Source organism: Paenibacillus sp. FSL H8-0168 (genome assembly GCF_038592955.1).
GTDB lineage: Bacteria > Bacillota > Bacilli > Paenibacillales > Paenibacillaceae > Paenibacillus > Paenibacillus polymyxa_B.
Genome location: NZ_CP151948.1, coordinates 3,217,159 through 3,239,478, shown reverse-complemented (window position 1 = coordinate 3,239,478; position 22,320 = coordinate 3,217,159). Strand labels below are relative to the sequence as shown.

At 44.9% G+C, this 22,320-nt stretch carries 21 protein-coding genes; 19 read left to right on the top strand and 2 right to left on the bottom strand.

The genetic code is table 11. From position 1 onward, the window contains the following. Nucleotides 1-16 precede the first annotated feature (16 nt). Nucleotides 17-643 carry a transcriptional repressor LexA gene (gene lexA / locus MHI21_RS14275; RefSeq protein ID WP_013310545.1) on the bottom strand — a complete coding sequence of 209 codons (627 nt, stop codon included), beginning with the start codon at nt 641-643 and terminating at the stop codon, nt 17-19. A 188-nt stretch (nt 644-831) separates the two neighbouring features. On the opposite strand from lexA, the gene MHI21_RS14270 reads away from it, so the two are divergent. From MHI21_RS14270 to MHI21_RS14255, 4 genes are all read left to right on the top strand, one after another. Next, the gene (locus MHI21_RS14270; protein ID WP_165177506.1) at nt 832-1,200 is read left to right on the top strand and encodes a LysM peptidoglycan-binding domain-containing protein; all 369 of its coding nucleotides are present in this window, start codon (nt 832-834) and stop codon (nt 1,198-1,200) included. Between the two features lie 108 nt (nt 1,201-1,308). After that, on the top strand, nt 1,309-1,515 hold the full coding sequence (locus MHI21_RS14265) for a DUF896 domain-containing protein (RefSeq protein WP_013310543.1): 207 nt from the start codon (nt 1,309-1,311) through the stop codon (nt 1,513-1,515). A gap of 120 nt (nt 1,516-1,635) precedes the next feature. Next, nucleotides 1,636-2,145 carry a hypothetical protein gene (locus tag MHI21_RS14260; RefSeq protein ID WP_061831521.1) on the top strand — a complete coding sequence of 170 codons (510 nt, stop codon included), beginning with the start codon at nt 1,636-1,638 and terminating at the stop codon, nt 2,143-2,145. Nucleotides 2,146-2,300: 155 nt separating this feature from the next. Continuing rightward, nucleotides 2,301-3,095 carry an HAD family hydrolase gene (locus MHI21_RS14255; protein ID WP_342420212.1) on the top strand — a complete coding sequence of 265 codons (795 nt, stop codon included), beginning with the start codon at nt 2,301-2,303 and terminating at the stop codon, nt 3,093-3,095. Nucleotides 3,096-3,195: 100 nt separating this feature from the next. On the opposite strand, the gene MHI21_RS14250 is transcribed toward MHI21_RS14255, so the two are convergent. Then, nucleotides 3,196-3,738, bottom strand: a complete 543-nt coding sequence (locus MHI21_RS14250) for a cupin domain-containing protein (protein WP_342418401.1) — start codon at nt 3,736-3,738, stop codon at nt 3,196-3,198. 280 nt (nt 3,739-4,018) lie between these two features. Between MHI21_RS14250 and metH the strand changes: the two genes are divergently transcribed. The 15 genes from metH to MHI21_RS14175 all read left to right on the top strand — a co-directional run bounded on the left by metH (nt 4,019) and on the right by MHI21_RS14175 (nt 22,283). Beyond that, nucleotides 4,019-7,459: a methionine synthase gene (gene metH, locus MHI21_RS14245; protein ID WP_069080595.1), complete on the top strand. Its 3,441-nt coding sequence runs from the start codon at nt 4,019-4,021 to the stop codon at nt 7,457-7,459. Between the two features lie 79 nt (nt 7,460-7,538). Continuing rightward, nucleotides 7,539-8,468: a ribonuclease Z gene (rnz, locus tag MHI21_RS14240; protein ID WP_103049124.1), complete on the top strand. Its 930-nt coding sequence runs from the start codon at nt 7,539-7,541 to the stop codon at nt 8,466-8,468. A 506-nt stretch (nt 8,469-8,974) separates the two neighbouring features. Continuing rightward, nucleotides 8,975-9,781 (top strand): TIGR01457 family HAD-type hydrolase, encoded by an 807-nt coding sequence (locus MHI21_RS14235; RefSeq protein WP_165177503.1) that lies wholly within the window; start codon nt 8,975-8,977, stop codon nt 9,779-9,781. Nucleotides 9,782-9,851: 70 nt separating this feature from the next. Continuing rightward, nucleotides 9,852-10,670 carry an Fpg/Nei family DNA glycosylase gene (locus MHI21_RS14230; RefSeq protein ID WP_165177044.1) on the top strand — a complete coding sequence of 273 codons (819 nt, stop codon included), beginning with the start codon at nt 9,852-9,854 and terminating at the stop codon, nt 10,668-10,670. After that, nucleotides 10,660-11,508: a deoxyribonuclease IV gene (locus MHI21_RS14225; RefSeq protein WP_185156285.1), complete on the top strand. Its 849-nt coding sequence runs from the start codon at nt 10,660-10,662 to the stop codon at nt 11,506-11,508. The genes MHI21_RS14230 and MHI21_RS14225 overlap by 11 nt, the downstream gene beginning before the upstream one ends. Nucleotides 11,509-11,580: 72 nt before the next feature. Then, nucleotides 11,581-11,919 carry a cyclic-phosphate processing receiver domain-containing protein gene (locus MHI21_RS14220; protein ID WP_025724126.1) on the top strand — a complete coding sequence of 113 codons (339 nt, stop codon included), beginning with the start codon at nt 11,581-11,583 and terminating at the stop codon, nt 11,917-11,919. Next, nucleotides 11,916-12,230, top strand: a complete 315-nt coding sequence (locus MHI21_RS14215; RefSeq protein ID WP_165177497.1) for a thioredoxin family protein — start codon at nt 11,916-11,918, stop codon at nt 12,228-12,230. The genes MHI21_RS14220 and MHI21_RS14215 overlap by 4 nt, the downstream gene beginning before the upstream one ends. Beyond that, entirely contained in the window at nt 12,227-13,000 is a 774-nt protein-coding gene (locus MHI21_RS14210; protein WP_165177040.1) for an ATP-binding cassette domain-containing protein, read from the top strand. Before MHI21_RS14215 ends, MHI21_RS14210 begins: the two co-directional genes overlap by 4 nt. A 22-nt stretch (nt 13,001-13,022) precedes the next feature. Then, the gene (locus MHI21_RS14205; protein ID WP_341161263.1) at nt 13,023-14,081 is read left to right on the top strand and encodes an SAM-dependent methyltransferase; all 1,059 of its coding nucleotides are present in this window, start codon (nt 13,023-13,025) and stop codon (nt 14,079-14,081) included. A gap of 180 nt (nt 14,082-14,261) precedes the next feature. After that, the gene (locus MHI21_RS14200; protein ID WP_342420211.1) at nt 14,262-15,755 is read left to right on the top strand and encodes a serine/threonine-protein kinase; all 1,494 of its coding nucleotides are present in this window, start codon (nt 14,262-14,264) and stop codon (nt 15,753-15,755) included. Nucleotides 15,756-15,796: 41 nt separating this feature from the next. Next, on the top strand, nt 15,797-16,783 hold the full coding sequence (locus tag MHI21_RS14195; protein WP_341161264.1) for an SAF domain-containing protein: 987 nt from the start codon (nt 15,797-15,799) through the stop codon (nt 16,781-16,783). Nucleotides 16,784-16,805: 22 nt separating this feature from the next. Further along, entirely contained in the window at nt 16,806-17,519 is a 714-nt protein-coding gene (locus tag MHI21_RS14190; protein WP_068942622.1) for a hypothetical protein, read from the top strand. Continuing rightward, nucleotides 17,516-18,373: a hypothetical protein gene (locus MHI21_RS14185; RefSeq protein ID WP_165177034.1), complete on the top strand. Its 858-nt coding sequence runs from the start codon at nt 17,516-17,518 to the stop codon at nt 18,371-18,373. Before MHI21_RS14190 ends, MHI21_RS14185 begins: the two co-directional genes overlap by 4 nt. Next, nucleotides 18,374-20,209, top strand: a complete 1,836-nt coding sequence (locus tag MHI21_RS14180) for an ATPase, T2SS/T4P/T4SS family (protein ID WP_342418400.1) — start codon at nt 18,374-18,376, stop codon at nt 20,207-20,209. Then, on the top strand, nt 20,199-22,283 hold the full coding sequence (locus tag MHI21_RS14175) for a hypothetical protein (RefSeq protein ID WP_165177030.1): 2,085 nt from the start codon (nt 20,199-20,201) through the stop codon (nt 22,281-22,283). Before MHI21_RS14180 ends, MHI21_RS14175 begins: the two co-directional genes overlap by 11 nt. The last annotated feature ends 37 nt before the right edge of the window (nt 22,284-22,320 follow it).

The window sequence follows — 22,320 nt, the reverse complement described above, 5'->3', positions numbered from 1 at the left end:
AAGAAAGAACGAGAAATCAGTGGAAGTCCCGGAAGAGTCCTACAACCTTGCCCAAAATGCTGACGTGTGTCAGGCGAAGCGGTTCAAAGGCTGGATTTTCAGGTTGAAGCCGGATATGATCTTTTTCTTTGTAGAAGGTTTTAACTGTAGCTTCGTCTTCATCTGTCATAGCTACAACAATATCGCCATTATCAGCGGTCTGCTGCTGACGTACGATTACATAGTCTCCGTTAGCAATCCCAGCCTCAATCATGCTTTCGCCTACAACAGATAACATGAATATTTTATCCTCACCAACAAAGTGTTGGGGAAGAGGAAAGTAATCTTCAATATTTTCTGTCGCCGTAATAGGAAGGCCAGCAGTTACTTTGCCGACGACGGGGACACGACTAATGGAGTAATTAATCAAGTTGCTGTTATCCGATTCGTCTTGACCGAGTAACTCAATAGCCCGTGGTTTTGTAGGATCGCGTCGAATGAGTCCTTTTTTCTCTAAACGATCCAAATGACCGTGAACCGTAGAACTGGAGGCCAATCCGACAGCCTCGCCTATTTCGCGTACAGAAGGGGGGTATCCCTTTAGACGCACTTCATTGCGGATAAATTCAAGAATGGCCTGCTGGCGGCTCGAAATCTTAGACATACCGTATCAACCCCATTTAGTAACGTTTGGGAAAATTATAGCATAGAACCTCCGTTCGTACAAACATAAGTTCTAAATAATCCCTAAAAATAATCGCGAACTTTTGTTCTCTTTTCTATTGAACAAAACAAATGTTCGTGTTATATTGTGAAAACATAAGAACAAACGTTTGGAGGTCGCAGCCAATGATGAAATATAGCACTTATCAAAGTATTTTTCCGATGAATTCAGAAAATTTGCAGGAGACCCGAAAAGAGGGTAGAGCGCATTTTATGCAAATTATTACTAATACTCTTTTAGTTAAGCTTCTTATTTTAGTGATTGTTGCTTGGATTGCAGGGGCAGGTGTACTTACGGTTTTCGCGGCACCTTCAGCTTCCAAGGAAGAAGTGACTAAACTGACCGTACAACCTGGAGATACGTTGTGGGAGATTGCCGCAAATCATAAACCGGAACGAATGGATACACGGGTATATATAGAAGGAATTGTGCGGATTAACGGTTTGGAGGATCGGGGAGTACAGGCAGGTCAGGTACTCAAGCTTCCTAACTTCTGATCTATAGACAATTAGAGCTTGTCAGGGAGCGTAATGCGGGAGCCTTGACAAGCTCTTTTCTACATGTCAAAGTGTATTATATCTTTGCTTTTATGGAGGGGACACAATTTGGATATAGACAGCTTAGTTCAGCGCATCAATGAATTAGCGCGCAAAGCAAAATCCGAGGGTTTGACGGAAGAGGAAGCCACAGAGCGCGCCAATCTTCGGGAAATTTATTTAGGTAACATTCGCCGTAATTTTCGGCAGCAGCTTGAAACGATTGAATTTGTGGACGATGATACATCGAAGGGAAATGACGGGCTGAAGCATTAAAGTTGTTAAAGCGCCCAAGCCTGCAATTTGCCTTTTGTTTTAGGTACCGTTCTCGGTATCTATATAGATCAGCTTTGAGGCAATTGTTTTATTGTAATATATCTGGGAAGGAATTGAGAGATGGCCCGATCATTTGAAAGAAAAGTACGCAAAAACACAGCGCATTTAAATAAATCGCGCAAAAAGCAAGGCATTCAAACCATTAATGGCGCAGGTTCTGCAATGGATATTTTCCGTGGCCGTAACATTACTGTGCCAATTATGCTGGCTGGTCTTTCTGTATTGTACATGCTTATGAGTTACTTTTTGACTAAGACTGGCATGCGAGGAATGGATTGGCTTGTATTCGGCCTCTACTTGATGCTGGCTGTTATCTTTTTCATCCGTCGTCCTTATCTGAAAGTGGGAAAGGATACTCTCTATATGCTGAAAGGTGGTAGAGAACGTCCAATGACGGCTGGGGACATGAAAGCCATCAAGATTGAAAAGGGTTACGTAACCGTTGAAAGAAAAGGTAAGGGCGGTAATTTCATTTTCACAAAATCATTAGGTCGCTATGACACGGATGCCATTGCAGAGCGACTTGAGAAGTTTGCGCTATCCAATCAGATACAGGTGGACAAGAAATAACTGATTTAGCCTGTAGCTCTTTAATAAAGGCCGTATGATGTTATTTCATATAACATGCTGCGGCCGCTTGCTTAATATGGGCACACATAACGATTCAAATACTTAACCGAGCAAATAGGTGTACATATACTGTGGAAAGAGAGTGGATAATTCAGATGACGATTCAGGCGGTAATGTTTGATCTTGATGATACCCTTTTATGGGATGAACGTAGTGTAGAAGAGGCATTTGATGCAGCGTGCCAAACAGGCTCACGTGAAGCAGGCGTTGATCCGAAAACTCTGGAGGAAGCGGTACGTAAGGAAGCACGCGCTTTGTATGAATCCTATGAAACCTTTAGTTTTACTCAAATGATCGGCATTAACCCGTTTGAAGGATTGTGGGCGAATTTTACAGCAGGTGAGCAACCTGAATTCCGCCAATTGGAACAGTTGGCCCCTGTTTATCGAAAGGAATCATGGCGTAGAGGACTCCTGCAACTCGGGATAGATAATGAGAAGTTGGCGGAAAAGCTGGCTATCCAATTTGCTTCGGAAAGACGCGCGCGTCCACATGTATATGAAGAAACGTTTGAGATTCTAGAACAATTGAAGGGACATTACAAACTGTTATTGCTGACAAATGGCTCCCCTGATCTACAACAGGAGAAACTGGATGGAGTTCCTCAATTAGCTCCTTTTTTTGATCATGTTGTCATTTCAGGTTCATTTGGTCGAGGCAAGCCTGATCCGTCTATATTCCAGCATGCTTTGGGGCTTCTTGGTATTGAGCCTGAACATGCTTTAATGGTAGGAGATAAGCTGACGACTGATATTCAAGGAGCGTTGGCAGCAGGTGTACACTCGGTGTGGGTGAACCGGAACGCTAAAACCAATACCACAGAGATCAAGCCCAAGTTCGAAATCAAGCATCTGTCTGAATTGGACGGAATTATTCAATCGTTAAAGTAAGAAATCCATAGTCTTTAGAAACGAGTATTAAAAAAACTCCCTTCGCTCGATTGTTACAGAGCAGAGGGAGTTTTTTATTCACACAAGGATAAATTCGTAATTATGCTTTAATGAAGGTTGGGTCTTCATACGGTTCGGCAATCCAGCCATTTTCTTCGATGAACAATCGGATTGCGACGATCTTTTGATTCTCCATTAAAGTGAAGAAGTGAGGTATATTTTCAGGTACGGAGATAACGTCCCCCGGTGAAAGCTCTACGTTAAAATAGCCGATCTCTTCAGGGCCTTTAATGATGAAGATGCCTTTACCAGCGACAATGGCACGGATTTCATCCTCGGTGTGGGTGTGAATTTGCTCAAACTTGGCCAGCAGCTCGTCTAAATTCGGCGTTGCTTCAGATAAAGTGATAACGTCCCATATTTTATATCCGCGACGTGCGGCTAAATCCTTGATTTCGGGTTCAAATGTTTTGAGAACAGCGGCCTTTTGATCATCTGTTAAGGTAAAGTTCTCTTGCAGCTCCCCGGACAATTTGGAAGTATCCCAATGTTCATACAATATCTCGTGACTCTCCAGAAATTCACGTACTTGTTCTTCACCGCTAATTCGCTCGTTCGTATTACGTATTAAGATTTCGGCCATATGCTTATTCCCTCTTTTCCACTTGGATTAATGTTGTATAAAGAATACCATGTCTTGAAACGTTGTACAATACAGGATTTCAACATTTTATAATGCAAATGACTATAGCTAAAGGGTCAGGGTTAAGTACGTTCTGTAATGCTACAAACTATAAAAATGGATTAGAGAAGTCGTTTTTACAAAGAACAACCTGTATAAAACGTATGTTTTTACTTCAATCTATCTAAATGATACGGTTTCTGCTAAACTAGGATTTAACGTTTTGCGGGGGTGAAGAAATTTGGATAAAGTTAGCTTGCAGGATGCATTACAACGAAGAATACTCCTTCTTGATGGGGCCATGGGCACCATGATTCAACAGGAAGACCTTTCCCCCGATGATTTTGGTGGGGAAGAGCTGGAGGGCTGTAATGAAATGCTGGTCTTAACGAGACCGGATGTCATTCAAGGCATTCATGAAGCCTACTTGAAGGCCGGAGCAGACCTAATTGAAACGAATACATTTGGAGCAACATCCGTCGTTTTGGCGGATTACGATATACCAGAACGTGCCCGTGAAATTAATCTGGTGGCAGCCAAACTGGCGCGTAACGCGGTGGATAAATACAGCACTGCGGACAAGCCTCGTTTTGTAGTAGGAGCTATGGGCCCAACCACGAAAACCTTGTCTGTCACAGGTGGTGTTACATTTGCTGAGCTGATTGAAAGCTATCAAGAGCAGGCTTTGGCGCTTATTGAAGGCGGCGTGGATGTACTCCTTTTGGAGACCTCACAGGATACGCTTAACGTCAAAGCTGGAAGCATCGGAATTCGGCAGGCTTTTGAGCAGACAGGTATCGAGCTTCCACTAATGATTTCAGGCACGATTGAGCCTATGGGAACGACGTTGGCCGGACAAAATATCGAATCCTTTTGCATATCGCTGGAACATTTACATCCAATTTCGATTGGGTTGAATTGTGCTACAGGTCCAGAGTTTATGCGTGATCATATTCGCTCTCTGTCTGAAATGTCCTCTGCAGCTATTAGCTGTTATCCAAATGCGGGCTTGCCCGATGAAAATGGCCAATACCATGAATCGCCTGATTCATTAGCACGTAAAATGGCTGCTTTCGCTGAAAAAGGCTGGCTGAATATTGCTGGGGGTTGTTGTGGTACCACGCCTGAGCACATTCGAGTTATGAGTGAAAGTATGGCTCAGTTTGAGCCGCGTCCGCTGGTAGGTCATCATCCTCCTGCCGTATCAGGCATTGAGCCTGTATATATTGAACAGGACAATCGTCCGTATATGGTTGGTGAACGAACGAATGTTCTGGGCTCCCGCAAATTCAAGCGTTTGATCGTGGAAGGCAAATATGAAGAGGCATCTGAAATTGCCCGCGCTCAGGTAAAAAGCGGAGCGCATGTCATTGATATTTGTGTGCAGGACCCGGATCGCGATGAAATGACGGATATGGAAGCGTTTTTGAAATTGGTTGTAAACAAGGTAAAAGTACCTTTGGTGATTGATACCACGGATATTAAAGTCATTGATAAAGCACTTCAATATTCGCAAGGTAAGGCGATTATTAACTCCATTAATTTGGAGGATGGTGAAGAGAAATTTGAGAAAATGGCTCCTCTTATTCATAAGTACGGCGCCGCTGTTGTTGTTGGAACCATTGATGAACGCGGACAGGCTATTTCACGTGAGGATAAGCTTGAGGTAGCTAAACGTTCTTATGATCTGTTGGTGAACCGTTACGGTTTGGCAGCGGAGGATCTAATTTTTGATACGCTCGTATTTCCAGTAGGAACAGGTGATGAGCAATATATCGGTTCAGCTAAGGAAACGATTGAGGGCATTCGCATTATTAAAGAAGCGCTTCCCGGGGTACATACCATCCTGGGCATCAGTAACGTATCTTTTGGTTTGCCGGAAGCGGGTCGTGAAGTGCTCAATTCCGTCTATTTATATGAATGCACCAAAGCAGGTCTGGACTATGCGATTGTAAACACTGAGAAGCTTGAACGTTATGCATCCATTCCAGAGCATGAGCGGAAACTTGCGGAAGACTTGATCTATAAAACAAATGACGATACTTTATCCGCTTTTGTAGCAGCTTTCCGTAACAAGAAAGTGGAGAAAAAAGAAAAGATATCAAACCTTTCGCTCGAAGAACGACTGGCTTCCTATGTAGTCGAGGGAAGTAAGGAGGGACTCATTCCGGATCTGGAGCAGGCGCTCGTGAAATATTCTTCGCTGGAAATTATTAATGGCCCGCTGATGAAGGGGATGGAGGAAGTAGGACGACTGTTTAACAATAACGAACTGATTGTTGCAGAGGTTCTGCAAAGCGCTGAAGTGATGAAGGCGTCCGTAGCCTATTTAGAGCCGTTCATGGAGAAGAATGAATCCTCAGTAAAAGGTAAGATTTTGTTGGCTACAGTCAAAGGTGATGTGCATGACATTGGTAAGAATCTGGTGGAGATTATTCTATCCAACAATGGTTACCATATCGTGAATCTGGGTATAAAAGTACCACCAGAACGCATTATTGAAGCTTACCGTGAAGAAAAGGCCGATATGATTGGCTTATCCGGACTGCTTGTTAAATCGGCACAACAAATGGTGCTGACCGCACAGGATTTAAAAAATGCGAATATTGATATTCCAATAATGGTGGGTGGAGCTGCTTTAACACGTAAGTTCACTAAAAATCGTATCCGTCCTGAGTATGATGGTCTGGTTGCCTATGCAAAGGATGCTATGGATGGTCTGGATATTGCCAATAAGCTTATGAATCCTGAGTCCCGCAAAAAAATGGCTGAGGACATGGAGGCTGAGCGGGAGGCGGAAGCGGCAATCGTCGTGGAAGCCAAGCCGCTCCCTAAGCTCACTCGAGCTGTGCGCTCTAATATTGCTCAGGATTTGCCCGTTTATATTCCACCAGATACGGATCGCCATGTACTACGCAACTATCCACTGAATTATATTTTGCCTTACGTGAATATGCAGATGCTAATGGGGCATCATCTTGGTTTAAAAGGCAATGTTGAACAGCTGCTGGCTTCGGAAGATCCGAAAGCGATTCAGTTGAAGGAAACCGTGGACAGCATCATGTTTGAAGCTGTGACAGACGGAATCATCCAGGCACATGCTATGTATCGGTTCTTTCCAGCGCAGTCCCAAGGAGATCAAATTCTGATCTATGATCCGTCGGATGTGAGCAAGGTACTGCACACATTTACATTCCCGCGCCAGCAGGTAGAGCCTTATCTATGTCTGGCTGATTTCTTGAAATCAGTGGAATCCGGGGTTATGGACTATGTAGGTTTCATGGTCGTTACAGCTGGTCATGGGATTCAGCAGATATCTACCCAGTGGAAAGATAAAGGAGATTATCTGCGCTCGCATGCACTTCAAGCGGTAGCACTCGAAGTAGCAGAAGGGTTAGCGGAACGGCTTCACCATATTATCAGGGATAGCTGGGGGTTCCCGGACCCTGCCGATATGACAATGAAACAGCGACACGGTGCCAGATATCAAGGCATTCGGGTATCCTTTGGCTATCCGGCATGTCCAGATCTAGAGGATCAGGGGCCGTTGTTCCAGTTGTTAAAACCTGAGGATATTGGCGTTGAGCTGACGGAAGGGTTTATGATGGAACCGGAGGCTTCTGTATCAGCCATGGTGTTCAGCCACCCTCAGGCGCAGTATTTTAACGTCGAAAAGGTTTAACACCTTTATCAGATGGGATAGCAAATACCCTCCGAGCTTCGGAGGTTTTTTGCTGGTCAGCAGGAAGAAGGTTAATGTTATGGAATTTTATTTTCTCGGTACAAATGCAGGGGTGCCTACGATTCAGCGAAATGTAACGTCCATCGCTCTTCGTTTGCTGGAAGAACGAAGAAGCATGTGGCTGTTCGACTGCGGCGAAGGCACTCAACAAGAGGTATTGCGTTCGCCGCTCAAACTAAGCAGACTTGAAAAAATATTTATCACCCATTTGCATGGGGATCATCTTTTTGGTCTGCCGGGACTGCTGTCGAGCAGAGCGTATCAAGGGGGAACGACACCACTGACGGTATATGGGCCGCCTGGAATCCAGCAATATATAGAGCTATCTTTAGGGATCAGCCAATCGCGTATCAATTACCAACTACATATTGTGGAGCATACGGGCGGGGTTCTGTTTGATGACGGACAATTCCGGGTAGAGTCAGCTTTGCTGGATCATCGGATTGACAGCTATGGCTACCGAGTTGTAGAGATGGATAAGCCCGGTAAGCTTAACCAAGAGCTGTTGGAGCGATATGGTATTAAGCCTGGCCCGGTGTACGGTAAGTTAAAGCGTGGGGAAAGCGTGGAGGTAGAGGGTGGAGTTATTTTGCATCCTCAGGATGTACTGGGTTCGCCGAAAAAAGGGCGTATCATCACGATTTTAGGGGATACGAGACCTTGTCCGAATACGGTAGTGCTGGCTCAAGATGCAACTGTCGTCGTTCATGAAGCCACTTTTCTGCATGAACTGGCAGATACAGCTTACGAGTATCATCATAGTACAGCGCTTCAGGCAGCGGAAGCTGCAAAAGCCGCAGGTGCGGGTCAGTTAATCATGACGCATTTTAGTTCTAGGTATAAAGATCAGGAGCAGCTTCAGCCATTGCTGGAGGAAGCGCAAAGCATATTTCCTAATTCATTGCTTGCGGAGCAGCATGTGTTGTTACCGGTACCCGATATCGGTTAATAAACGATTGGAGAAGATATGTGCATGGGTGCCGGGGCTTGCCTCGGTGCCTTTGTTTTTCACCGAAATTATTTTCCGGGAAAGCGCAGGATGCGACAAGAGATGAGAACCCGTGCAGGGTGGTGGGGGATGAATTTGTTCTACCACATATGGAGGCGTGTCATATTCGAGTTTCTATATATCGAATTTAAAGGATTATACTTCTTGAGCATGACCAGGAAATACAGGAGATTTCCTTTGAGGAAATAGCGCCTTCGATGGATTTCGACGAAGAAGTGAACTTATGTCATGTGAAAGCGACGGGTTTTAGCGAGGAATGGCACTATTTTGGACGGTTTACCAGCAATTCATGGACTTCATACGCATTTTTGACTTAAGATAGATGAGATGAATAGAGACGGCCGATTATTTTATGACCTGAATAATTAAGGTGGTTAAATAAGAAGGAGAACATAGTTCATGGGATGAATTATAATTTTTAATGCTAAGATGTGAATGGATTTGAAGTGGGGGAGGGGATTGCGATAAAATCGTTACTAATTGATCTGGATGGAACACTTTATCATGGAAATCGGATGATCAAGGGTGCGGATCTGTTCATATCCCGATTGCGTACAGACCAGATACCTTATGCTTATGTTACAAACAATGCTTCACGTACACCCGATTCGGTGGCTGAGCATTTGATTGGTATGGGAATTGAAGCGGCCAGCCATGAAGTATATACTTCGGCGTTAGCAGCTGCACAATATGTTGCACAGCAAAGTCCTGGAGCTCGTGTATATTGTATTGGTGAAACAGGATTACGCGATGCACTCACAGGAGCCGGTTTGCAGCTTGTTGAGAACCATCCTGATTATGTGGTGCAGGGGATAGATCGTCAATTTACATATGATGCGCTGGCCGCTGCCATGCGTTGGATTCGGGAAGGAGCAACTTTTATTTTGACAAACCCGGATCTCCAATTGCCTTCACATGATGGGCTAACGCCAGGTGCAGGTACGATTGGAGCTGCAATTGAAGCGGCTTCACAGGTAAAGCCTATTGTCATCGGCAAGCCTTCAAGCGTATTGATGAACTATGCGCTGAACCGCTTAAACATTAGGGCGGATGAAGCTCTGGTTGTGGGCGATAATATGCTTACAGATATTGCGGCAGGTGCAGCAGCAGGTTGTAAAACAGCTCTGATCCTGTCGGGCGTGACGACCCGCGCTAATATGGACGAGCATGTGCGTACCGTTGGAGTGAAACCTGACCTGATGTTTGACAATCTCGCTGAACTGCAGGACTGGATGAAAGAAGAGCTGAAATAATAGAAAGTATATGTCTTACAAAACTTGCGAGAATTAAAAGCTATGTAGCTACGAAAGGAAAGATGTTGTTATGCCGGAACTTCCTGAAATGGAAAACTACAGAATCTTATTATCAAAACAAATTTTGGACATTCCGATTACTGGAGTTACGGTTAGCCGTGAAAAGTCCATTAATACTGAAGTGGAAACGTTTGAGAAGCAATTGCTGGGAACGACCGTTGTATATTTAGAGCGTCGAGGCAAGCATTTGATTTTTCATTTAAACACGGGCGGGCGGCTCGTACTTCATCTGATGCTCGGAGGACTATTATATCTGGGAACGGAGGAGCAGCGTCCAGATCGTACAGTTCAAATCGAATTAGATTTTAGTGGAGTAAAGCTTTATTTTATCGGACTGCGCTTAGGTTATCTACACCTGCTAACGGCTAAAGAAACAGAAGAAGCTTTGTCAGACCTGGGACCTGATCCGTTAGACCGTCGCATGACGTTGGAAAAGTTTACAGCACGGCTGAAGGGACGCCGGGGGATTTTGAAAACAACGCTGGTGAATCAGCACATTTTTTCGGGTATTGGCAATTGTTATTCAGACGAAATTGCTTATATCGCCGGATTTACACCGGGTTCCAAAGTACAGAACATTGTGCAGTCGCCAGAAAAAGTGGAAAAGCTATATCATGCCACTCAATCCGTACTACGTGAAGCTACAGCGGAAGGCGGGTACATGGAAATGCCTCTAATGGAGGGGGACACGCTAACAGGTGGATTTGATCATCAGTGTCGAGTATATGACCGCGAAGGAGAAGAATCTCCAAGTGGCGGGAAAATTGTAAGGGTTGAACTGGCGGGGAAAAAAGCATTTTATTGCCCGGTACAGCAGCATGATGCCTAAATTGCTCATCGGCTCCCATGTGAGTACGCGTGGTGGCTTTTCCAAAGCCGCTATGCGTGCGCGAGAGCAGGGGGGACGTTCATTTCAATATTTCCCGAAAAATCCTCGTAGTCTTAGGCTTAAGGAATGGAGTGCTACTGATGCTGCTGCTTGCAACGCTTACTGTTTAGAGCACCAGCTTCAATCCATTGCTCATTCACCATATCCCGTTAATCCGGCTCATGGGTCCGAGCGTGGTCAGGAACTTTATGAGCTGACGATTGCTTCATTACGCAATGATCTGGATATTGCTGAAGCCTGTGGGTCAAAAGGGATTGTCGTTCATTTTGGTCATATGCATTCGTTAGACCCTCTAGAGGGCTACCGTAATATCATTAACTGTTTTAATGATGTGCTGGAAGGCTGGCTGGGAAATGCTAAAATATTGATCGAAAATCAGGCGGGAGATCATGGACCCATGGGAACCACGCTTGAGGAAATGGTACAGATCCGTCAGCTGTGCCGGTATCCTGACAGTATCGGCTTTTGCTTAGACACTTGTCATGCATATGCAGCGGGATTGTGGAACGGTGGAATGGACGAGGCTTTGATCGAAAAAGGAGATCGTCTCGGCTATTGGTCAGCTCTGTGCGGAGTTCATTTGAACGATTCTAAATACCCGTATGGCTCTAAAAAAGACAGACACGCCCGTGTGGGTCAAGGCTACATTGGTACTGAGGGTATGCGTTGGATGACAAATCAGGAGGCTGTAAGAGGTATTCCTATCGTTTTGGAGAGTGAGACGGGACCTGATGGGACACATCAGGAGGATATTCAAATGATTCTAAGCTGGGAGTAAATCGGTCTGATTGATAATAACTATCTTTGAGGCTTGTGAGCTTGCATTTATGGGAAAAAGGAGGAGAAGTTGATGTATTTGTTTATGGACGATTATCGGCCTTGTCCTCCGGGCTTTAAGCTGGCAAGAGATGCGGATGAGTGTCTGCTGCTACTTCATGAATACCCTATTTCAATACTATCGCTAGATTATGATTTGGGTCCAGGTCAGCCTACGGGAAAGGATGTGGCTGCTGCTATCGCAGGGAAACGGTTATATCCGCGTGAAATTTACTTGCATTCCTCCAGTCCAGAGGGGCGGCGAGCCATGTATGAGCTACTCTATGCGAATAAGCCAGAGGGAGTCACCGTGCATAACGGGCCCATACCCGAAGAGCGTATGCGAGAGATCAGAAAAGGGTCTGAACGATGAAAGAGATCGGACAAAAAGAGGCGCGCCGTGCCATATGGGAGGGATGCAAGCTGGCTTTGTTTGTGTACACTCCCATGTGCGGAACATGCGCGGCTGCCCGTAAAATGCTGGAGGTAGCAGAGCATTTGCTCCCTGAAGAAGCAGTGGTGCAGAGCAACATTAACTATATTCCTGAACTGGTACAGGAGTACCGGATATCCAGCGTTCCCGCGCTTCTTATATATAATGGTGAAGACAAAAATCCTGAAATCATCTACAAAATGGAATCTGTAGAACACTTGCTGAGCAAAATAAGGAGCGTGATGGAATGATATCCATGAAGAGCATTACGTTGCAGCGGGAAGAAAGACGGATTTTGGACAATGTAAGCCTGGACATACGAGAAGGTGAACATTGGGCTATTCTGGGTCGCAATGGTTCCGGTAAAACAACATTGCTGGAAATGATGACAGGATATATGTTTCCAAGTCATGGAACGGTTAAAGTGCTTGGGCAAATGTATGGTCAATGTGATGTGCGGGAAGTTCGCAAGCAAATCGGATATATCAGCCAGACCTTGTTGGAAAAGCTGGCGCTAAAAGATCCCGTTTGGGAAGTTGTCGCTACAGGTGCGTATGCTTTTTTGCGCTTTTATCAGGAAATTCCGACAGAGGCAAAAGAAAAGGCCATATCTTTGCTGGAGGGTATGAATTTAGGCGACTTGATTCATCACCCACTGGGGACGTTATCTCAAGGAGAACGTAAAAAGGTGATGCTGGCCCGCTCACTGATGGCAGAACCTCGTCTGCTGATTATGGACGAGCCTTGTGCCGGGTTGGATCTATTTGAGCGGGAAAAAATGCTGGTCGAGATTGATCGGCTCCGCAAGCGAGACTTATCAGTGGTTTATGTGACTCACCACATTGAGGAGATTGTCCCTCTCTTTACGCATGTTGCATTGATTCGTGATGGTAAGGTCGCAGCAGCTGGACCGAAAAAAGAAGTTTTAACGAAAGAATTGATTATGCACACATATGAAGTTCCGGTTGAGCTGGATTGGGATGGAGAACGTCCCTGGATTCGGGTGTGCACTGGAGGGTAATGTTATTTTGGAGGAACTATATATGAGTACAGATGAACAAAGTGAATCTACTTTGTCATCATCAAGATTTGTTTGTACGGCCAATCACGGTTTTGCACCCTATGCTCAAGAGGAGCTTAGAAGATTATTTGGCTCTGTAAAAAGCACGATGCTTTTACCTGGTGAAATTTTTCTGGCTACATTACCTGCGGAAGAAATTGAGGCAATGAGGACAATTACAGCTCAGCCGCCGATGTTTTTACGTCACTTGTTTCCAGTTCATTTTCAGGAAGAAGGAACGGACCTGGTTCAGGTGCAGGAACGGCTGGTTGCATTCATCCGTAACCGCAAGGAACTGATGGATCAACGTGTTTCTTTACAAGTGCGCAAAGGATCTAATAGCAGTTGGACTGAAAGCGCAGGTGCGCTCAAGCAGGCTTTGAGTGAACAAATAAGTGATCTACCTATGGAGCAGACAGTACAAGGCGCCGATCTTATTGTGTCCGTTTTTGCAGATACAGATACGTGGTATGCAGGTGTATCACGTCCTGAGGATAACCTATCGGATTGGAGCGGAGGCGCGGTTCGTTTTCAAAAAGAAGATGGACAAATTTCTCGTGCCAAATTCAAGCTATTGGAAGCAGAAGCAACGTTCGGCATAGATTTTGGCGCTTTCCGTCAGGGACTGGATATTGGGGCAGCACCGGGTGGATGGACTTCCTTCTTACTGGAGCGGGGACTGAAAGTTACAGCGGTTGATCCGGCAAAGATGGAGCCATCACTGATGAAGTACGCCAATCTGACTTTTTTGCGTAAAAATGCAAGTGAAGTCAAATTTAAAGAGAATTCGTTCGATCTGCTGGTTTGTGATATGAGCTGGAGTCCTAAGCAAATGGCAAGGCTCGTTACTGATTTACTATATAGTTTGCGAAGTGGTGGTACTGCTATCGTTACGGTCAAGCTAATGCATAAAAAGCCCTTGGCGCTCATTCATGATGTAATTGCTTCATTTGAGGAGTCCGGCATGCAGATTCAGCGAGCTAAGCAGCTATTCCATAACCGAGATGAAATTACCCTGTACATGATCAAGTATGGAAAATAGTACTTTACAATAGATACAGGTGTGCTATATAATAAATCCAAATTGTTCCTTAAAAATAATAATCGTGTTTAAATCAAGGGAAAGCATCCCGCGAAAACGGTTTTCATGGCGACATGGAAATTTGATTTTGCGGCAGCTTTCCCTTTTTTGCGTTGTCTGCTTTAGAAAGGAGGTAGGAGAATAATGAAGCAACCATCACAGTTGGAATTCGGATCCATTGTCGGTGAGCGTTACCGTATTGTTCGCACATTGGGTTCGGGAGGAATGAGCCGCGTGTTCATGGCAGAGGATTTAAAACTGCCAGGCAAGCAATGGGCGGTGAAGGAGTCGGTTGCCGGGCCACAAGTGATGAAGCTTGTACGTACGGAGGCAGAGATGCTGATTTCGCTAAGTCATCCACGTTTACCGAGAATTGTTGATTTTTTTGAGCATCCTCGATCTGGTGCGGTATACCTGGTCATGGATTACATCGAAGGAATTACGCTGGAAGCATACATGAAGGGCTATGAAGGCTATATTCCACAGGAGCAAATCGTCCCATTCGCTTTGCAGGTACTAGATGTGTTGGATTATTTGCATGCCCGTCAACCGCCAGTCATTTACCGGGATCTGAAACCGACGAATATTATGCTGACACCGGAAATGGAATTTATACTGATTGATTTTGGAATAGCGAGGAGCTATAAGGCTGAACTGGATCAAGATACGGTAAAGCTGGGCACAGTGGGCTTCGCTGCCCCGGAGCAATATGGAGCAGGTCAGACAGATGCTCGTTCAGACTTATACAGTTTGGGAGCGCTGCTATTGTATCTATGTACAGGAGGCAAATATAGCGAGTGGACTGCGGGAGTAGAAGGGTATATTCGCGGAGAATTGCCCCGCCAATTGATCCCGGTGATTCGAAAACTGCTGCGTCAGCATCCTGAGGAACGATTTCAATCTGCCGGGGAGGTCATTGGAGAACTGCGGCACAGTGCGGATTTTCAGCCTGCTCAACAAGGAATATCCGTTAATGATGCCTCAATGGATTATGCAGGTACAAGGGTAGTGGCTGTATTGGGTGTCTCTGCCGGCTCCGGTGCTACTCATACAGCAATTGCGGTGAGCCACTATCTGGCTCGAAGGACCCGCTCCGTAGCTTTGGTTGAGCTGCACAGCACAGCCAAAGCATTTGCCCGACTTCAAGAAGTCGTAGAAGGCACATCCGTTGGACAATCGAGTTCAAGTCGGCGTTTTGAAGTTGATGGAGTACACTACTGGCGGCAAACATCTCGTGCGGATGTCATTTCTTTGTTGGGTGGTTCCTATAGATTTATCGTACTGGACCTGGGGAGTGGGCAGGACAATGAACGACTGGAAGAATTCTTGAGAGCCGATTATCCGCTTGTCGTTGGCTCAGGGGCCGAATGGAGAGTTCAGGATATAGCAGGGCTAGCCCGATCTCTTCAGCGCCACCCACAGCATAAATGGAATTACTGCTTGCCATTGGCAACCTCGGAGGCGGTTCGCAGGCTTCGTAAGGAGCTGGATCACGATAAAGTATTTGCTTTACCGTTCCACTCAGACCCCTTCGAACGAGATGATGAGATGGATCAGGTGCTGGACGAGCTGTTTCGCGGAGTCATTCCAGATACCCGGAAAAAACGCTTCGGATTCCTTAAACGACAGCGCTAAATAGAACGGTATATATCAAAAAGAGGCAGGGGAGAAGTTGTGTGTCCAAGCTAAGAAAAAGCAGTAAGCAAAAGCTATACGCCGGTTGTATTGGCGCAGGGATTGTTGGCACTATCTTTGCTGGCTATCTCATGATTAATATCCATAAAATGGATGAGATCAGGAAACAGGCTGAAGTAGAGGCAGAGCAGAAATGGAAAGTGTATGAACAGGAGCAACGAACCGCGAAAAAAGGTTGGGCGGTTGTCCGTGACATTTCTCCAGGCGAACAGATAGCATCTAATGATTTGAAGGGAATTAAAGTTCCCGGTTCTCAGGCCCCATCAAATTTGCTGACAGATAAAAGTGAGGTTTCCGGTACCACAGCCAAGATTGAGCTAAAAAAGGGATCTGTGCTTACATCGGCCATGATTACTGCTGATGAGCCCACACCTAAAGATTTACGCAACCGTGAGCTAAAGGTGGTAGTATTGCCCAACAGCCTCAAGTCGGGTGACGAAGTGGATATCCGCATTCAATTTCCAACAGGGCAGGATTACATTCTATTATCTAAGAAAAAGATTTCTCGACTGGAAGGTCCAATTGTCTGGGTCACTTTGAATGAGCAGGAAATATTATCGCTTTCGAGTGCGATTGTTGATGCTTATCTGCATAAAGCATCTATCTATGCCCTAACATATGTCGATCCCCAATTTCAGCCCAAGGCAATCCCGACCTATCCGCCTAATGCCCAGGTGTTAGCGTTAATGAATAGTGATCAGAATTTGATACGCGTTGCTGAACAAAAGCTGTCCAAGCAGCTGCGGGATTCGCTTGAAAATGCAATTAATTCGTCAAACAATGTGATTTCAACATCCGTGGAAAGAAGTCTGAGTGAGGAAATTGCAGCTCAGCATGCGGGTGCTACTATAGAAAACTCAGCAAGCGGGATTGATGCTACAAGAAATGAATATGAGAATGAGCAGGATCATCAAGAACAAACAAAGATTCTGACGCAGGGCGGAAGCTCTGATCCGTATGCCAAATAAATGAGAGAAAAGGAAGGGAAGTATGAAAACGTGGATATTTGCCGGGCTTTGTGACAAAAGCGATACCTTGTTATATATCAGCAGCATATTAGCAGCTTCCGGCCAACAGGTACTGCTTGTGGATGCTACGCTGCGGGGACAGTATCGGTATAGCATAGGGATGCTCGACAAACCACTTCCCATTACGCAGTTTAGTGGTTTTGATGTAGCAATTGGATTTACAGCATGGGAAGACCTGCATACCGTTATGATAACTGATCAAAAGGCGGAGCAGGCTTATGACATTGTTATTTTGGATGTAGAGTTACCTGATTTTTGTCCAATTTCTGTTTGGAAAGGGGCAGAACTGCGAGTTTGGGTCAGTGATTATAGCCGTATGCTAATGCACAACGGACAGAATTGGCTTGAGCATTTATTCAGTCAACCCGAATTCCCCAAAGATCTTGTATTTCACAAGCTATTTTTACAGGCTGTGGATTGTGGTGTGGAGGAGCCGTATCTGTGGGAATACATGAACCATTTCCCGGCTTCTTGGCAGCAAGAGCCATATGTTCTGCCATGGGATGAGGGGCTGCTTGCTCTGAAACTGGAAAATGAGCATAAAAAACAGCTACTACTAAAACCGCTATCCAGAATGTATAAGAAAGAATTATGCCGTTGTATTGGGGAATGGATGAGTTGGGAATTAAAAGTGAGTCGTCGTGCGCTAAAACGTGCGGAAAGGAGTAGAGCATGAGTACCATTTTGTTTTGGAGCCCCATTAAGGGGGCTAGTGGAAGTAGCTCTTTGGCGGCAGCAATAGCAATTACCATAGGAAATCTATATAGAGGAAGACTATTATTGACTCATTTAGGTCGTAGATATACCGGTATTGAATCAGGATTACCTATACAGGAGTATGGTATGGACGATCCAACCCTACAGCTTCAGGAAGGGGGCTGGGATGCTGCCGCACGTTTAGTTCTGCGAGGGACACTGTCTAAAGAAAATATTCGTAATTATACGACACCTGTACTCGAACATACTTTGGATGTACTTGAGGGAACCTCCAGCTTTGGAGCTGCACCGCCGTTACTATCTCCAGGGCTTGTACGGGCAGTAATAGATACAGCGAATCAATATTATGATTTAACGCTGATTGATGCAGGAAGTGGAGCAGGGTGGGGGGCTGTACAGCATGAAGCATGTGCACGAGCCAAACTGGCCGTTCTTTCACTCACTCAGAATATGCGAGAATTAGATGCTTATTTTGAATCCGTGTCTCCGTTATCTACCTACTCATCATTGCCCTTATTAATAGTACTTGGGAAATATGATGTGCATTCTCAAGCGAATGAAACGAATATTCGTAGGAGATATGGCTACAAAGGTGCTTTGTATACAGTCCCTTATAGCACCGGATTTATGGACGCATGGAATCGCAGGGATGTGATCGGCCATGTGCAGCGTGAGGTACGAAGTGGAAAAGAGCAGCACCGCAAGCTTTTTATGCCCGTAGGGTGGGCGCAGAGTATACGACATATCATCAAAGCTATTCTGGAGGCGGCAGAGTCCGACCTTCGGCTCAAGGCTTTGGAGAGGGGCGCTTAAATGCTGTCCGCTCAAATGATCAACGGATTGATTCTTACCTGCATAGTACTGATGTGCATCGTACTGATTATTGTTAAATATCGAGGGAATCTCCACTCGCGACATTCAACCCTTCGGGTAGAAAAAAAGAACGAAGATGCCACATTCGAAACATTAATAGAGTATATCAAAAATGCACTTCATGAACTGAGTCATAGCCAGATGGCGGATGCCGGATTGCATGAAGAGGAATATAGACGGCGTATCCATCAAAGGGCGGAACTACGCAGGGCGTTAAAGGACTGTGCCAATGGCAGCATTGGAGATAAACGTTTTGTTAAAAATCTGATGGCTGAGCTTCTGATTAACGGTTACGGCTTAAACGAGAAAATCGTCGATACTGTTATGCCATTCTCCAGACCTGAGTTGTTTAGCATACAGGATCAATTCGAAATTATATTTTACCAATACCAGCAGAAGTTTGACGCTGATGCACTATCACGTTTATTGGATACTTATGACTTAGCCGAAATGAGGTATTCACAGCAAGGTGAAGAAGATGGAAGTTATCTCGTTACCGCAGAGGATATTCGTTATATCTATGATTGTGAGTACCGCCCTCTTTCCTTTTTGGAGAAAGTGGATATTATTGTCCAGCGCATTTATCAGCATTACAAAGGCTTTTCCGTCATTGATGATATTCGTGACCAGCGGATCGACGGTGTAAGTGGGGGCGTCAGTGGTATGCCGGAAGGTGGGATTCCTGCATCATCAGACTGGCCTTCGGATGGGTATGTATTTGAACAAACATCTGCGCCTACTGCCAATGGTTATGAGAGCGTATGGATTTTTTATAAAGGTAAAACGATCCATCTTTCGTTCCTTTCCTTCGGATCTGAGCGTGAACTTAAAAGGGTGTGCCAAAATATTTACAAATACAATTACCCGGGACAGCTTTCCGAAGCGAATGGTTATAAGGTCAACGAAATGAAGGATGGGTCGCGGGTAGTGGTAGTGCGTCCTCCTTTCTCAGAATCGTGGGCTTTCTTTGTTCGTAAATTCGATATTCAAAGCGCATCACTGGAACAGTTAATTAAGGGACAAAATGCTGATTTTCCAATCCAGTTACTTTCTTATTTAATGAAAGGTAGCCGGATTACTGCTATTACAGGCGCGCAGGGTTCAGGTAAGACGACGTTGTTAATGGCGATGGTCAAGCATATTTATGCTTCGTATACGCTTCGTGTTCAGGAAATGGCCTTTGAACTGCATCTACGCAGCATTTACAGTCGCCGTAACATTCTTACCTTTCGAGAAACGGACCATATTTCAGGACAACAAGGACTTGACTTGCAGAAAAAAACAGATGGAACCGTCAATATACTAGGCGAAGTAGCAAGTGATGAAGTAGCTGCTTGGATGATACAAATGTCGCAGGTTGCCAGTCTGTTCACCATTTTTACTCATCATGCCAAAACATTTCGTGATCTCGTGTTTTCACTTCGTAATTCATTGCTCAAAACAGGAGTATTTCAGCATGAAGGCATCGCTGAGGAACAGGTAGTTCATGTCATTAACTTTGATGTGCATCTCAAGCGTGATGCGGAAGGGAGACGCTACATCGAACGGATCACAGAATGTGTGCCGCGTGACCCGGATCATACAGATGCAGGCTCCAATGCTTCATCGAGCTATAGTTATCGCCACGTTATGGAATATCGGAACGGAAGCTATATACCGATGGAGCCCTTAACTGCCAAAAGTGCAAAAGAAATGTGTGAGCAGATGAATGTAAAGGATGCCAGAGATTTCCGCAGTTTTTTGACCCGCTATTGGGAGGAAGACTATGAGTCTTAAAGAAATTTTATTATGGATTTTACTTATATCAGGTGGGGGCTTTGCGCTTCTATATATAGTTTTGTGGGGGTTGCATAAGCGCAATAGTCATGCAGTTCGCAGAGGACGAATTTATTCTGTGGAGGAAGGACGCAAGGGAAAAGCGGTACTGCAACGTGAGCTGCAAGCCTTACTGCATAAGTTGTATACGCTGTGTATGAAGGTCCCTTTCTTATCTGGATACATCACGAGTGTACGTAAGCGACTAGCTGGTCAGCATGCCTACGATGAGTACAAGCTTCGCCTACAGACTATGAAGATGACACTGTTCATCTGGGGGGCTTTTGCTTGCAGTGGCGTTGTACTGGTCATGATGAAGCCAGGAATAGAGTTTGCTATATTGGCTGTTTTATGCGGAGTGGTAATCAACAGTCTTATTTTGGATATGGCCATTAGCCGGATGGAAAAAAGGCTACTTGCACAGATGATCGAATTATTCGCCAATGTACGTCATTATTACCATCAGCACGGTATGGTGGAGGAAGCCATATCCGAAGCGGCCGATTTGGCGGAGGCAGAGGCTGGGAGACACGCACGACTCATCCATGAGGCGCTAACAGATGTTGATCCGCACGAAGCATTGGAAAGATACTATGAGTCGGCTCCTAATCGATTTTTAAAAGCATTTGCCGGTATCTCGTATATGGTAATGGAGTTTGGTGATCGGATTGAGGAGGGGGGCTCCATTTATTTGAAGGGGCTCGGTAGTCTCGCACGCGAAATCCAGTTGGAGTTGCTGCGAAGAAATAAACTGGACTATCTATTAAAAAGTCTAAACGTGATCGCACTGGCACCTGTTTTCTTTACCACCCCAATCGAGACATGGGCGAGATCCAGCTTTCCATCCATGGATGAGTTTTATCAGGGAAAATTGGGTTATATCACGAAATTGTCCGTTTATATTGTGATAATCGTATCTTATTTTCTGTTACAGAAGCTTCAACAGACCGATGAAACAGGATATCGTGCGGGTAGAGGACGGAGGGTTTGGGAACAGAAGCTATACCGTTTTCCCATCATCCGTAATGTGGTGGATTCTTTAATTCCGCGTCAGCATATGTCTTCTTATTTCCAAATAACCCGTCTATTAAAAGAAAGTGGTGCGGAGATAAAGCTGGAGTGGCTCTACATACGCAGAATGGCTCTTTTTATCGTAGGTTTGGTACTAAGTATTAGTACGATATTTTTTTTACATGAAGCTGAGAAAACGCATATCCTTCACGCCCCGGTACAATCGGGTCAAATGTTTGGACATTTAAGTCCGATGGAGCAAAAAGAAGCTTTGAAGCAGAGTGGGATTGATCGCAAAATCATGCATTTGCTGAACATGAGAGCGGACAGCACATACGAACGAACGTACGCTGCTTTAGAACATAATGCCAATGGAACTGTTACTCCTGAACAGCTATCCACAAATACTCGGCGTATTCTCCAAAAGCTGAAAGATTGGAATGATGAATACATCAAGTGGTGGGAAGTGCTGATTAGTTTGATTGTTGGGTATGTAGCCTATCAAATGCCTATGCTTTTATTATATTTGCAACGAAAAATGCGTCGGTTGGATATGAGGCACGAGGTGTATCAATTTCAAACAGTTATTTCCATTTTGCGGGTTATGGAACGAATGTCTGTCGAAGAAATATTGGAGTGGCTGAACAGATTTTCAGTTATATTCAAAAGACCTCTGCAAAAATGTTTGCTTCATTATGAACATGGGCCAGAGGCAGCTCTTGACTTATTAAATGAAGAGGCACCTTTGCCGGAGTTTCAGCGTCTAGTGGACAAGCTCCATTTGTCTTTGGGTAAAATTACGATTCGAGAGGCCTTTGATGATTTGGAATCCCATATGTCCTACTATTTCGAACAAAGAAAACAGGAGTATGAAAAAATAATAGACAGCAAGGCTATCTGGGGAAGGATGATTGGCTTTGCCCCGATGTATGGTCTTATCTTTTTATATTTGGTGATTCCGTTGATCGGCATGAGTTTTGTTCAAATGGATAACTATTATGAGCAAATACAAAAAATTCAGTAAGAAAGTTCTATTATCACTAATACAAAATAACAAGCTG